At 43.9% G+C, this 13,306-nt stretch carries 10 protein-coding genes, 6 tRNA genes and 1 pseudogene; all 17 read left to right on the top strand.

Annotated features, from left to right (window positions below; all coding sequences use genetic code 11):
- Window positions 1-7 precede the first annotated feature (7 nt).
- The 17 genes and pseudogenes from D1151_RS05040 (at window position 8) to D1151_RS04955 (ending at window position 13,262) form a co-directional block, all read left to right on the top strand.
- Window positions 8-661, top strand: coding sequence for a diphthine--ammonia ligase (locus D1151_RS05040; RefSeq protein ID WP_161908198.1), 654 nt, complete (start codon window positions 8-10; stop codon window positions 659-661).
- Window positions 662-904: 243 nt separating this feature from the next.
- Window positions 905-981: transfer RNA gene (locus D1151_RS05035), tRNA-Met, on the top strand.
- A 4-nt stretch (window positions 982-985) separates the two neighbouring features.
- A tRNA-Val gene (locus tag D1151_RS05030) sits at window positions 986-1,061 on the top strand.
- 126 nt (window positions 1,062-1,187) lie between these two features.
- A tRNA-Asp gene (locus D1151_RS05025) sits at window positions 1,188-1,264 on the top strand.
- 96 nt (window positions 1,265-1,360) lie between these two features.
- A tRNA-His gene (locus D1151_RS05020) sits at window positions 1,361-1,436 on the top strand.
- Between the two features lie 18 nt (window positions 1,437-1,454).
- A tRNA-Cys gene (locus D1151_RS05015) sits at window positions 1,455-1,529 on the top strand.
- Window positions 1,530-1,534: 5 nt separating this feature from the next.
- Window positions 1,535-1,609, top strand: a tRNA-Gln gene (locus D1151_RS05010).
- A gap of 417 nt (window positions 1,610-2,026) precedes the next feature.
- Window positions 2,027-2,719, top strand: coding sequence for a zinc ribbon domain-containing protein (locus D1151_RS05005; RefSeq protein ID WP_161908197.1), 693 nt, complete (start codon window positions 2,027-2,029; stop codon window positions 2,717-2,719).
- Between the two features lie 182 nt (window positions 2,720-2,901).
- Entirely contained in the window at window positions 2,902-3,570 is a 669-nt protein-coding gene (locus D1151_RS05000) for a response regulator transcription factor (protein WP_160201301.1), read from the top strand.
- Window positions 3,571-3,671: 101 nt separating this feature from the next.
- A complete protein-coding gene (locus D1151_RS04995; protein ID WP_161908196.1) occupies window positions 3,672-4,586 on the top strand; it encodes an ABC transporter ATP-binding protein in 915 nt (304 codons plus the stop codon).
- Entirely contained in the window at window positions 4,579-5,406 is an 828-nt protein-coding gene (locus D1151_RS04990; RefSeq protein ID WP_161908195.1) for an ABC transporter permease subunit, read from the top strand. The genes D1151_RS04995 and D1151_RS04990 overlap by 8 nt, the downstream gene beginning before the upstream one ends.
- A 24-nt stretch (window positions 5,407-5,430) precedes the next feature.
- Window positions 5,431-6,339 (top strand): sensor histidine kinase KdpD, encoded by a 909-nt coding sequence (locus D1151_RS04985; RefSeq protein WP_160201175.1) that lies wholly within the window; start codon window positions 5,431-5,433, stop codon window positions 6,337-6,339.
- Window positions 6,340-6,424: 85 nt separating this feature from the next.
- Window positions 6,425-7,378 (top strand): glutamine-hydrolyzing GMP synthase, encoded by a 954-nt coding sequence (guaA, locus tag D1151_RS04980; protein WP_243151017.1) that lies wholly within the window; start codon window positions 6,425-6,427, stop codon window positions 7,376-7,378.
- A gap of 145 nt (window positions 7,379-7,523) precedes the next feature.
- Window positions 7,524-8,444, top strand: a complete 921-nt coding sequence (locus tag D1151_RS04975; RefSeq protein WP_160201173.1) for a carbon-nitrogen hydrolase family protein — start codon at window positions 7,524-7,526, stop codon at window positions 8,442-8,444.
- A gap of 274 nt (window positions 8,445-8,718) precedes the next feature.
- Window positions 8,719-8,931 (top strand): annotated as a pseudogene (locus D1151_RS17225) (AbrB/MazE/SpoVT family DNA-binding domain-containing protein).
- Between the two features lie 279 nt (window positions 8,932-9,210).
- Window positions 9,211-11,463: a U32 family peptidase gene (locus D1151_RS04960; protein ID WP_161908194.1), complete on the top strand. Its 2,253-nt coding sequence runs from the start codon at window positions 9,211-9,213 to the stop codon at window positions 11,461-11,463.
- Between the two features lie 26 nt (window positions 11,464-11,489).
- Window positions 11,490-13,262 carry an ABC-F family ATP-binding cassette domain-containing protein gene (locus D1151_RS04955; protein ID WP_161908193.1) on the top strand — a complete coding sequence of 591 codons (1,773 nt, stop codon included), beginning with the start codon at window positions 11,490-11,492 and terminating at the stop codon, window positions 13,260-13,262.
- Window positions 13,263-13,306 lie beyond the last annotated feature (44 nt).

The raw sequence follows: 13,306 nt of genomic DNA, 5'->3' as shown, positions 1-13,306 counted from the left end.
AGAAAGCATGACAGAGAAGAAAAAATTTGTAGCATCATTTAGTACAGGCAAAGATAGCAGTTTAGCACTTTATAAAGCGATAGAAGCCGATATGGAGCCGCTGGGACTTTTAATTACTTATAATACAAACGCAGAGAAAGCTTGGTTTCACGGAGTGGGACGGGATGTGCTCGATAGACTTTCTGCGGCGCTGGAAATTCCAATCGATTTAATTATGACGGACGGAACAGATTACGAGGAAAGGTTCGAGGAGAAACTGCGTGAGTGGAAAGGCAGGGGCGCTGAGTACTGTGTCTTTGGCGATATCGATTTAGAAGCACATCTTAAGTGGGACAAGGATCGATGTGAGGCAGCAGGTCTTACAGGATATTTTCCTCTCTGGCAGATGGATCGCAAAGAAGCGGTGAAGGAACTTTTGAAAGCGGGATTTACTGCAAGAATCACTACAGTAAATACAAAATATATGGGTGCAGAGTATCTGGGGAAAGCATTATCTTTGGAACTGCTTACACGTCTTGCAGCAGAAGGTGTTGATGTCTGTGGAGAGAATGGAGAATATCATACGCTGGTTACAGATGGTCCACTGTTTAAACAGACTTTTGATTATGAGTTTGGAAAAACGGTTTTTGACCATGGATATGCAAAGCTTATGGTGGAATAGATCGTGTGCGAAAGTTTAAGAAAAACTTCTGAGGAATTTTAAAATTCCTATTGACAAACCTCCAAGAAAATGGTAATCTATTCAAGCTGTTCATTGAATGGAAAGATGGGCAGTGCAGGAAAGATACCTGCCGGCAGAATGTTAAGTTGCGACATATTAAAAGCATAAAATACTAAAAAAGTTCTTGACATTCTCAGCTAGGTTTGATAATATATTTCTTGCAGTGATTTGAAGAAACTATGTGGCGGTGTAGCTTAGTTGGCTAGAGCGTCCGGTTCATACCCGGAAGGTCGGTGGTTCGACTCCACTCGCCGCTACCACTTTGGGCGTTTAGCTCAGCTGGGAGAGCATCTGCCTTACAAGCAGAGGGTCATAGGTTCGAGCCCTATAACGCCCACCATTTTTCAAATCACTGACGCTTGTATGCGAGCTGTGTAAGTGATAGTTCCTCAGCTAGCAAGCAAGTGGCTTACGGAGGTCGTTTACTGTATTTGTAGTGGCAGTACGGTAAATGAACCGGTAATGCGGCCTGGTAGTTCAGTTGGTTAGAATGCCAGCCTGTCACGCTGGAGGTCGACGGTTCGAGCCCGTTCCAGGTCGCCAATTTTTTTAAAGTATATTTTGCTGTGGATGATGCAAAAGCTGAGCATAAATTGACGGTGAATTGCATAATTTCAGCAGAGTAGTATATACTATATGGTGGGTATCGTCAAGTGGTTAAGACACAGGGTTGTGGCTCCTGTATACGTGGGTTCGAATCCCACTATCCACCCCATATCATTTTTATGATTATGGCGACATAGCCAAGTGGTAAGGCAGAGGTCTGCAAAACCTTTATTCCCCAGTTCAAATCTGGGTGTCGCCTCCAAATGTTGGGGTATCGCCAAGCGGTAAGGCAATGGATTCTGATTCCATCATGCGCAGGTTCGAATCCTGCTACCCTAGCCAATCTATTGAAAATGCTTGAGTCCAGCGACTTGAGCATTTTTTTTATTAGGAATAATAGGCAGTTCATTTTGCTAGGGTGAATTTGCTCAGTATAAATATAATAAATTTATAGGGGATTGATATATATATTTAGTAAATTTTCTTATAAGAATAGCTATATAGGTATTTTGAAGATATAAGTAATGGTTCCATTGATGACAGACTTCTGCGGATTGACTATCGTTATCCACAGGGACGTGAACGTTTTACCGGTGGCGAAGATATCACTGTTTACGGGGTAGTGGGTGGTTATAGAGAAAATGATCCATATGTGCAGTCGTTATGAGTTAAATAACTTCAAAATATAGACATATAAATATATTCTATGATATAATACAAGAAAAACCCAATACCGAGATTTATATTAGGAGGTAGAAGATGTATTGCAGTAAATGTGGAACTAAGGCAGATGATGATGCTTTGTTTTGTGCATCATGCGGAGCAAAACTTGTACATATTGAGCCTGCTGAGGAAGAGAAAGTGATAGGAGCGGAGACAGCAAATAATCTGGAAGAGGCAGAACTTGCTCAAGGAGAGATCCCCATGGATGCAGTTGCTGCAAACAAAGCGAAGAGATTTAAATGGCTGATTGCAGCAGGAGTTGTAGTTGTGATTCTAGTTGTTTTCTTAATTTTGAAAATGACTTCTGCTCAAGGATATTTAGGCAAAATGCCATATGGTATTAACTTCGGAGAAAGCTATGAGCAAATTTTGGAAAAAGATGCTGACGCAGGGAAACCTAACTGGAATGATACGCAGGACATCAGTACACATGAATCGCTGGACGGAACATTTTTGGGTCTGGAGAAAGATGACCTGGAAATTAATTTGTCTTATGCATTAGGAACGGATAATTCTCTTCGGACAATCACTGAGGTAATACAGAGAACGAATGATTCTGATATTCCTGAAGGAGAATTATTTGACACTTTGCAGGAACGTATGACCAAGAAGCTAGGTGAACCAGAAACTACAACGTTGGGCGTGCAGTGGAAGAATTCTGATGGTATCACATTTGAATTACTTTACTTTGGTGATGATATCATATTTTTGACTATTTCACCGGAATAAATTGAACAATCTGAGAGGATAGCAGCAGCGGTCGGGCTTGTGTATTTGCAGCCTGACCGTTTTTTATTGGTTTCACAAACCACCCATTTTGATGTATAATGAACGCAGACGATTATACCAGCGTTGCTGCAAGGAATCGTCATGGTATAATGAACGCAGTTATGAAAACAGAGGGGGATTTCATGAAAAATATCGCAAAGACTATTGCAATCATAGATGATGATGTACCAATCGGAGACATGCTCTGTGAGGTGCTCGAAAAGGAAGGTTACAGCGTGTGCAGAGCTTATTCGGGCACAGAGGCTCTCTATTTGCTTGCGCAGAAAAGACCGGATTTAATCCTGCTGGATTTAATGTTACCGGGTCTTTGCGGCGAGGAAGTCCTGAAACATACTTCCGGGATACCGGTCATCGTAATCAGCGCGAAAGTAGATGTAGAGGATAAAGTCAATCTGCTGATGAGCGGCGCTGTAGATTATGTGAGCAAGCCATTTGCAGTGAAAGAGCTTTTGGCGCGCATCGCGGTGCACCTCAGGACTGCGGTAACGCCTTCGGAACTTCTTTCTTTTGGGGATTTAAGATTGGACGAACAGCGCCGGCTGGTGACCGTAGCCAATCAGGAGGTAAAACTTACGAAGACAGAGTTTGCGATTTTGAAGCTGCTGATGCAGCAGGCAGGCGGCGCGATTTCAAAGTCAGCCATTTTGGAGCGCATCAGTTTCGATACGCCGGACTGCACAGAGGCTTCGCTGAAAATCCATGTCAGCAATCTTCGCAAGAAACTGCGTGAGACTTCCGGCAGAGATTATATTGAAGCCGTATGGGGAATTGGATTTAAGTTGACAGAATAAACCTTGTAAAAGCTTTACGAAATCTTTACATTTTTCTTTACCGCTTTCTTTACCGTCTGCTTGTAAACTGATAGGCGTGAAGAGAAGGAGGTATATCATATATGGAATACGTTTTAACGACGGAGGGTCTGTCCAAAAGCTACAAGCAGTTTAAGGCGCTGGACGGACTTTCTATGCATGTGCCGAAGGGCTCTATTTATGGGTTTGTAGGAAGAAACGGCGCGGGAAAAACGACACTGATTCGGCTAATTTGTGGTTTGCAGGAGCCATCTGCGGGAAGCTTTGTCCTCTATGGGAGAAAAAACTGCGAGAAATCAATTGCAGCAAGCCGCAGCAGGATGGGTGCTGTGGTAGAAACGCCATCTATTTATGGCGAGCTTACGGCTGTCGATAATCTAAAAATGCAGTGCAGGATGCTGGGGCTGCCGTCTTTTGACGGTATTGCGGAAATTTTGGCGTTGGTAGGACTTGGGCATACCGAAAGAAAGAAGGCGAAACATTTTTCTCTTGGTATGCGCCAGAGACTGGGGATTGCCATTGCCCTTGTAGGAAATCCTGATTTTCTGCTGCTAGACGAGCCGATTAACGGATTGGATCCGCAGGGGATTATTGAAATGCGGGAATTAATTTTGAAGCTGAATCGGGAGCATCAGATTACGGTACTGATTTCCAGCCATATTTTAGATGAACTTTCCAAGCTGGCGACCCATTATGGGTTCATTGACGGCGGCAGAATGATGAAAGAAATCAGTGCGAAGGAGCTTGAGGAGGTTTGCCGCAAATGTGTGCGCACGGAGGTTTCAGATACGAAACGTCTTGCAGTAGTCCTGGACCGCATGGGAATCGAGTATCACATTTTCTCAGAAAAACAGGCTGATATCTATGCGAAGGTCAACGTTTCAGAACTTGCGATGGAATTGGCAAAGGAAAATTGTCAAATCATTTCAATGGAAGAACGGGACGAAAGTCTGGAAAGCTACTTTGTCAGTCTGGTGGGAGGTGCAAGTCATGAATAATTTAATTTTGGCAAATTTGATGAGATTAAAAAAATCAAAAATCTTCTGGGGCATTGCGGCTTTTATGGCAATGTTGGGATTTTTTTTCGCTTTTATGAAGAAACAGGTCCGGGACAGTGGAATGGACGCTACCCTGGAAAGCGGGGCTTTTCAGTACGTGGCGCTTGTTGGAATAGTGATTGCCGTATTTTGTGCAATTTTTACAGGAACGGAATACGCTGACGGAACGCTTCGAAATAAGATTATTGCAGGACACCAGCGGTGGGAGATCTATCTGTCGACGTTTGTGGTATGCAGTCTTACCTCGATGTTTTTCTGCCTGATTCATATGGTCTGCTACCTTGGATTGGGCGCGGTGCTTTTGGGCGGCTTTGGCGAGGCAGTTTGGGCGATGGTGATTTTTGCCGGCTGCGCTCTGATGTTAAGCGTCTGCTTTTCCGCAATTTTTACGCTGGTTGTGCTTTTGTGCCACAACAAAGCAGCCTCTGCGGTAGCCTGCATTCTTTTGGCGCTGCTGCTGCTTTTTGCCGGTTCTTATATAAAGGGGTTGCTTGATGAACCGGAGGTTTACGGAGGCTATTACATGGATGAAACGGGAACGCTGCAAAATGCTGAGCCGGAACCGAACCCGAGATATATTTCCGGGACTACGCGGGATGTCTATACATTTTTATTGGATGCGACGCCGGGCGGACAGCAGATACAGGTATCCACGATGGAAAATGATAAACCATGGTTGCTGGCTGGCTACTCGGCGGTTATATCGGTTGCGGTCACGGCTTTGGGTATTGCGCTGTTCAGAAAAAAAGAACTGAAATAGAGGCTAAGATAAAGGACGTGTTTTATGGTATTTTTCTTATGGGGAATAATCGGTGTTTTAGGCTGCACTGTGGTAGTGCTTGGCTATAAGCTTTATGGAGTTAGAAGAGCGGCAGAGGAGATTCAGCGGGAATTCGCGCTGCGTCTTGAAATGGATACAAACACGTTGATTCATCTGTCACATCAAGATCCCGCAATGCGAAAGTTGGCGGCGGCAATCAACGACCAACTGCGCAGGCTGCGCAAACAACGTATGCATTTTTTGCAAGGGGATACGGAGCTAAAGGAGGCAGTCACGAATATTTCTCATGATCTTAGAACACCGCTTACGGCAATCTGCGGTTACCTGGAACTTTTAGAGGATATAGAAAAAGACGAGGTGGCGGAACGCTATCTGACACAGATTACCAGCAGGGTGGAAGTGATGAAGCAACTGACGGAAGAACTCTTTCGCTATTCGGTAGTTGCTTCGGTGAAAGAACTGTCGGAGGAAACGCTGGACTTGCGCAGGGTGCTGGAGGAAAGCCTACTTTCCTATTACGGCGCTATGCAGCAAAGAGGTATTATGCCGAAAATCAATATATGCACAGAGCCGGTTGAACGATATCTGGATAAAGCGGCGGTGAATCGAATTTTCGGTAATGTCATCAGCAATGCACTGAAATATAGTGATGGAGATTTTGAGGTAACCATGAGTGCAGGTGGTGTAATCATTTTTGCTAATACAGCAAGGGATTTAACATCACTGGATGTGGAGCGACTTTTTGATCGGTTCTATACAGTGGAGACAGGCAGAAATAGCAGCGGTCTGGGACTTTCTATTGCAAAGCTTTTAACGGAAAAAATGGATTGTACTATAGAGGCCGAATATGTGTGTGATAAGCTGCTTATTATTCTAAAATTTCCTTGCATGGGAGAAGACGGTAGGCTATAATATTTGGTATGAAAAATATTGTACGCTATTTTCTTTAACAATATATGGAGGAAAAAATATGGAAAAAATTGTACGTCCTGAGTCGATGGAAAGAATCACAACTGCCGCATTGGCAGAGGCTTTCATTTCCGAACAGGTGGAAGAAGTGAGAAAACAGGTTGGGGATAAGAAGGTACTGCTGGCGCTTTCCGGCGGGGTAGACTCCTCTGTCGTAGCGGCGCTTTTGATTAAGGCAATCGGAAGCCAATTGGTCTGCGTGCACGTAAATCACGGTCTTCTGCGCAAAGGCGAGCCAGAGCAGGTAGTAGAGGTGTTCAGAAACCAGATGAACGCGAATTTGATTTACGTAGATGCTGTGGATCGTTTTCTGGACAAGCTTGCCGGTGTGGATGAACCTGAGAGAAAGCGTAAGATTATCGGCGCGGAGTTTATCAGAGTATTCGAAGAGGAGGCTCGCAAGCAGTCCGGCATTGAATTCCTGGCACAGGGTACAATTTATCCGGATATTTTAGAAAGTGATGGCGTTAAGGCGCACCACAATGTTGGCGGTCTTCCGGAAGACCTGCAGTTTGAACTGGTTGAACCGGTGAAGCTTCTCTTTAAGGACGAGGTCAGAGTGGTAGGAAAAGCGCTGGGACTGCCTGACAACATGGTGTTCCGTCAGCCGTTTCCTGGTCCTGGACTTGGCGTTCGCTGTCTTGGCGCGATTACAAGAGATCGTCTTGAAGCGGTTCGCGAGTCTGACGCAATCGTTCGTGAAGAGTTTGCGAAAAATGGGCTTGAGGGCAAGGTATGGCAGTATTTTACCGCGGTGCCTGATTTTAAATCTGTAGGCGTAAAGGATGGCGCAAGAAGCTACGAATATCCAGTCATTATTCGTGCGGTCAACACTGTGGACGCGATGACTGCAACGATTGAAGACATCGACTGGCCGGTGCTTCACAAGATTACTGATAGAATTTTGGCTGAGGTTGAAGGGGTAAACCGAGTGTGCTATGATTTGACACCGAAGCCATGCGGCACCATTGAGTGGGAATAAATCATAAAAAATCCTACATTCCTTGAAATGAAAGGAAACGACAGGCTGGTGCTCCTTGGAGCGCCGGCCTGATTTATGCTTGTCGACGGGAGTGTTTGCTGTTATAATGAAAGAAACAAATCGGTATTTGAAGGAGAGAATCACTGTGAAAGACATCAAAAAAATCTGCAAAATTGCATTGGTACAGGCAGAGCCTGTTTTGTTTGATAAAAAAGCATCTCTGGAAAAGACACTTCGATATATCGACGAAGCGGCATCCCAAAATCCAGACCTAATCGTTTTTCCTGAGCTTTTCATTCCCGGCTACCCGATTGGAATGAACTTTGGTTTTAGCATGGGCAAGCGAACTGAGGAAGGCCGAAAGGATTGGAAACGGTATTATGATGCTTCTGTTGTTGCCGGGGCTGAGGAATTCAGAGAACTTGCCGACAGAGCGAAGAAGACAGGTGCCTATATTAGTCTTGGCTTTTCTGAGCGGGATGCGGTCAACGGGACGCTTTATAACAGCAATGTCATTTTCGAGCCGGATGGGACCTATAAGGTGCATCGCAAGTTGAAACCGACCGGATCAGAACGGACTGTCTGGGGTGACGCAAACAAGGATTATTTTCCGGTGACAGAAACGTCGTGGGGGCCGATTGGCAGCCTGATTTGCTGGGAGAGCTATATGCCTCTTGCCAGGGTAGCACTTTATCAAAAAGGAATCACCATCTATATTTCGCCGAATACGAACGACAATCCGGAGTGGCAGGCTACGATTCAACATATCGCGATTGAGGGCAAATGCTACTTTATCAATGCGGATATGATTGTTAGACGTTCCTCCTATCCTTCTGACCTCAATGAGAACAAAGCGGTTCTTCAGCTGCCGGAAATGGTCTGCAGTGGGGGCAGCTGTATCATTGATCCCTATGGGCATTATGTGACAGAGCCTGTTTGGAATGAGGAAACGATTATCTACGCGGAGCTTGATATGGATTTGCCTGCTGCGTGCAAGATGGAGCATGACGCGGTGGGCCACTACGCAAGGCCGGATGTACTGAAGCTGCTTGTCAATGAGCAATAACTTCTGGTTTATCAGAAGCTTTCTATTAATAAATGTCTTGGAAAAAGGCGGGGAATGCGGTTGTATTTTCCGCCTTTTGTAATTCTATTTTGACACTAAGAAAATGAGCGACCCAAAATAACAGGTGAAATATTAATAAACCTGCGAATTTTTTTCCGTGAGTGCACAGAAAATACAGCCCCATATAAAATAGACGTTTTCGTGGTTCTATTGTCATTTTGGTAAAAAAGAAGTATGTCTAGTTATATAAATTATACTTATGAGATAGAAGAAAATGAAAGCACCTGAAGGAAAATATGTATGAACAGCCAGTGCCGGTGAAAAGGAACAGATTGTAATACCGAAACAGGCTCGTGATATTTTGGGGATTAAGCCGGGAGATACGCTCCTCCTGCTTTGCGATATTGAGTGTGGGATTGCGATACCTCCGAAAGGAGCATTTGCCGAATTGTTCGGTATAGCATATGGAGAAAAGGGCGGTGATTGAAGAAAATAGCCTTTTGTATCCCTGCACATGGTAAACCCAATCCCATGCTGCCAGTTGCAACAGAACTGGTGAAACATGGAGATGCGGTCAGGTTTTATTCGTTCAACGAATTTGAGTGCTGTAAATTTGCATTTTGAACCGTGTGATATCTAAAAGAAAACGACAGAGTATTTGAAGCTGAAAAGACAGCTGAAAGTGCTATTTTTCTTGCATTTTGGCAGGCGATGCCGTATAATGCATGGCGGAGGCGATAACTACTAAACCAGACGGGAGGAACCAATGACTGAACTATTAGCTCCGGCGGGAAACATGGAAGCGTTAAAGGCTGCGATTGCAAACGGCTGCGACGCAGTCTATTTGGGGATGCGGAAATTCGGCGCCCGCGCTTATTCGTCCAACTTTGATACGGAATTATTAAAAGAAGCGGTTGCTTATGCGCATCTCAGAAATGTAAAAATATATGTAACCATGAATACGATTGTATTTGAAGATGAGATTGACGACATGAAGAAGCAGCTTCAGCTGCTGAATGAGATTGGCGTAGATGGTGTCATCGTGCAGGATTTAGCGGTTTTTGACTATGCTGTCAACCATTTTGAGGATATGGAAGTACACTGCTCGACCCAGATGGGCATTGATGACCTTGAAGGCACTTTACTTTTCAAAGAATTGGGTGCTAAAAGAGTTGTTCTGTCGCGAGAAGTCGAAATTGAAAAGGTGAAAGAAATCAAACGGACTGCGAAGATACCTCTGGAAATCTTTGTCCACGGCGCTCTGTGTGTATCTTACTCAGGAAATTGTCTTATGTCCGGTCTCATCGGATATCGGAGTGGAAATCGGGGCAGATGTGTTGGATCCTGCCGCAAACCTTATGAACTAATTGACAGGACCACAGGCGAGTCTTTTGGAAAAAACTACCTGTTATCGACCAAGGACTTAAATACCATCGACTATATAGAGGAACTTAAGGAAATCGACTCTCTGAAAATCGAGGGGCGTATGAAAGAGCCTGCCTATGTGGCAAACGTCGTTTCAAAATACAGAGCCGCACTGGATGGCAAGGTGACAGTAAGTGACAAGGAAGATTTGAAAAAAACTTTCAATAGAACCTTTACAAAAGGGTATCTGTTTCACGAGGACCCGAAAGACTTGTCCAATATTCAAAGACCGAACAACTTCGGTTACGAGATTGGCAGAATTACAGGATTTTACAAAGGCATGTATGAAATCACCCTGGATAAGGTATTAAATCAGAACGATATCATCAGAATCGATGCTGGAGGCGAAGACGTTAATCTGTCCGTTGTAAAACTGTACGACAGAGAGGGAATGCTGATTAACAAAGCTGAAGATGTTTGCTATATCAAAATAAAAGAAAAGCTATCCATAGGAGACGTAATCTATAAGACGAAAGACTACCTGTTTTATAATGAGCTGGGAAACGGTTTACAAGACGAATTCAGACGATTTCCGCTACATATGAAAGTTTACGCTTATCCCGGTGCAAATCTGGTCATTGACGCAGAAGGGCTGGGATGCAGCTACTTGTATGAAAGCGGAGAAATTTTGGAAGAGGCGATGAATAATCCGACCACTAGAGAGCAAGTTGTGAAACAGCTTTCTAAACTGAAAGACACAGTCTTTTCCCTTGGTGATGTGGAATTTGAAGAGTACAACGCTTTTATTCCGGTGAAAATGCTCAACAGCGCCAGACGCACAATCGTCCAGGCCTTATACGACGCAAAGATTACAGGCAAAGCACGACGTACGAAAATTCCCGAGGCGAAAAAGAAAATCTCTTTCGCACAGAAGAATCCGTATCTTACTGTTTCCGTTACGACAAAAGCGCAGTATGACGCCTGCGTAAAGTGCGGCATAAAGGAAATCTATTTTGACAATGTTATTCGAAGAAATCAAATTACTTATGAAGAAAAAGAAGGGGAACTTTTGATCGGCGGATACGGCGGAATCTATTATTACAGAGACCGCAATCCATTTGTCACCGACTATTCTCTAAATGTAGTCAATGCAGATAGCTGCTACGAGCTTTTTCGACTGGGCGCAAAGCGAGTAACTTTGTCCTATGAGTTGAACAAAAAGCAGATTGGTGATCTAATTGACGCATACTATGCAAAAAATGATGGCTATCCAGCTTTGGAAATGGTGGTATACGGACGTGCACCGTTGATGTTCACAAAGTATTGTCCTATGAAAAAAATGAATCAGTGTGGTAACTGCAGAGCAAAGACCTACGAGATGAAAGATGAATACGGTACCTTTCCGATTCTTTCCCATGGTGACTGCACAACCACGATTTTGAACGGCAAGATACTGAATCTTCTAGATGAAATACCGTCCATTAGAGGTATTGAGGCTTTTAGACTGAACTTCACCATTGAATCAAAAGACGAGGTAGTCAAAGTAGTTAAAGCAGCGCAGCAAAAGCTGAACAGCGCAAATGCTACAGCTAACAAACCTCTTTTCAATCAGGAAACAGATACCAGGGGACACTTTAATAAAGAAATTATCTAGCAATAGTAGAAACGAGGATAAAAAGAATGATTCGAGTAGAAAAACTATCTTACGGTTTTCCTGCAAAAGATTTATATCACGATATTTCGTTTTCTTTAGAAATAGGGCAACACTGCGCTTTAATCGGAAGCAACGGAAGCGGCAAATCAACTCTGGTCGATATGCTGATACAACCTGACGAATATCTTTACGACGGAAAAATATACAGATCAGAAGATTACAGAATTGGATATGCTAGCCAGTTCAATGCAAAAGATAAATTACAGGATTGTACTGTTTTTGAATATCTCAGTGAAAGATTTTTAAAAATCCAGAAAGACATCGCTGGAGTTTGCGAAGAAATGGCGAAAGCGGAGGATATGGAGGCGGCACTGGAAAAATATCAGCAGCTTCTTGACATAAATGAAGCCATGGACGGGGACCATTATGAAAGCAATATCCGCAAACAGCTGTACATCGCACATATGAGTGGTCTCGCAGAAACAAAGCTGTCTAAGATTAGCGGTGGTGAATACAAGGTTCTGCAGATTATGAGAGAAATGCTTCTTGCACCGGATTTGCTGATTTTGGATGAACCCGATGCATTCTTGGATTTTGCCAACCTGAGCAGTCTCTGTCAGTTAATCAACGAGTATAAAGGAACTTTGCTGGTGGTGACTCACAGCAGATATCTGCTCAATCACTGCTTTAACAAAATCCTGCATTTGGAGAATGCAGATTTGCAGGAATTTGACGGCAATTACACGGAATACCGCTGTTCTATTTTTAGAGAAAAGTTGAAACTGAGGATGCAAAATGCAGCGGAGCAGGAGGAAATTGAACGTACAGAACAGATGGTTCAAATCCTTCGCAAAAGAGCAACGGATATGGTGAATCCGGTCATCGGAAGGTCTGTCAATGCAAAACAGTCTCAGCTTGATCGTCTGCGCACAAGGCAGATTAAGGCTCCCTTTATTGAAATTCGTGAGCCGGAAATCGTGCTGCCGGAGGTTTCGGCTGCTGAGTCTGGAACTGAAACAAAGAAAACTGTACTTCACGTTGCAGATTATGAGGCAGCGTTTGATGAAGACTTGCTGCAGAATGTGAATTTTCAACTGTTTGCAGGGGAAAAGGTGACGATTGTTGGCGCAAACGGCACAGGTAAGACTACTTTAATCCGTGACATTTTGGAAAATGATAATCCTTCCATTTATATAGACGAGAACACAAAGTATGCGTATCTGTCACAGCTACAAGGCGTATTACACGATGAAAGCAAGACTGTATATCAGGTTCTGCAGAATTATGGCTTTGAGACAAAGGAAAGGGCGCGTGGATACCTTGCAAAGTTTTGCCTGGAAGAAGCGCTGCTGGATCAAAGAGTAGGGCAGCTTTCTGGAGGTGAACAGAATTTGCTTCAGATTGCCCTCATCACAAATTCAAACGCAGAGCTTTTAATTCTCGACGAACCGACCAGTCATCTGGATATTTACGCGCAGATGGCCTTGGAAAAAGCGATTTCCGAATACAGAGGAGCGGTGCTCATGGTCAGTCATGACTTTTATTTAGCAGCAGGATGTGCGGATTATGTGCTTTTAGTAGAAGATAATACTGTCAGACGCATGCGAACGAAGAATTTTCGTAAAATGGTGTATGATAAGTATTTTGACCGAAATTACCTGGAAACAGATAAACGGAAGCAGGAGCTGGAAGCAACCATCGCTGCAGCCTTTAAGCGTGACGACTTTGCCGCAGTGGAGAAACTGTGCGGAGAATTGGAAGAAGTGAGCGCTGAAGGATTCAGAAAAAAAGAACAATAGAAAAAAGGGAAAAAGGTACTTGACGGGAGAAGAAAAGGGTGATA

Source organism: Emergencia sp. 1XD21-10, assembly GCF_009936045.1.
Classification (GTDB): domain Bacteria; phylum Bacillota; class Clostridia; order Peptostreptococcales; family Anaerovoracaceae; genus Senimuribacter; species Senimuribacter intestinalis.
The sequence above is the reverse complement of the archived record's forward strand: the minus strand, read 5'-3'. Positions and strand labels throughout refer to the sequence as shown.

Excerpts from the sequence above, each read along its gene's own strand:
- D1151_RS05040 (WP_161908198.1), top strand. The coding sequence starts at position 8 with ATGACAGAGAAGAAAAAATTTGTAGCATCATTTAGTACAGGCAAAGAT.
- D1151_RS05005 (WP_161908197.1), top strand. The coding sequence starts at position 2,027 with ATGTATTGCAGTAAATGTGGAACTAAGGCAGATGATGATGCTTTGTTT.
- D1151_RS05000 (WP_160201301.1), top strand. The coding sequence starts at position 2,902 with ATGAAAAATATCGCAAAGACTATTGCAATCATAGATGATGATGTACCA.
- D1151_RS04995 (WP_161908196.1), top strand. The coding sequence starts at position 3,672 with ATGGAATACGTTTTAACGACGGAGGGTCTGTCCAAAAGCTACAAGCAG.
- D1151_RS04990 (WP_161908195.1), top strand. The coding sequence starts at position 4,579 with ATGAATAATTTAATTTTGGCAAATTTGATGAGATTAAAAAAATCAAAA.
- D1151_RS04985 (WP_160201175.1), top strand. The coding sequence starts at position 5,431 with ATGGTATTTTTCTTATGGGGAATAATCGGTGTTTTAGGCTGCACTGTG.
- guaA (WP_243151017.1), top strand. The coding sequence starts at position 6,425 with ATGGAAAGAATCACAACTGCCGCATTGGCAGAGGCTTTCATTTCCGAA.
- D1151_RS04960 (WP_161908194.1), top strand. The coding sequence starts at position 9,211 with ATGACTGAACTATTAGCTCCGGCGGGAAACATGGAAGCGTTAAAGGCT.
- D1151_RS04955 (WP_161908193.1), top strand. The coding sequence starts at position 11,490 with ATGATTCGAGTAGAAAAACTATCTTACGGTTTTCCTGCAAAAGATTTA.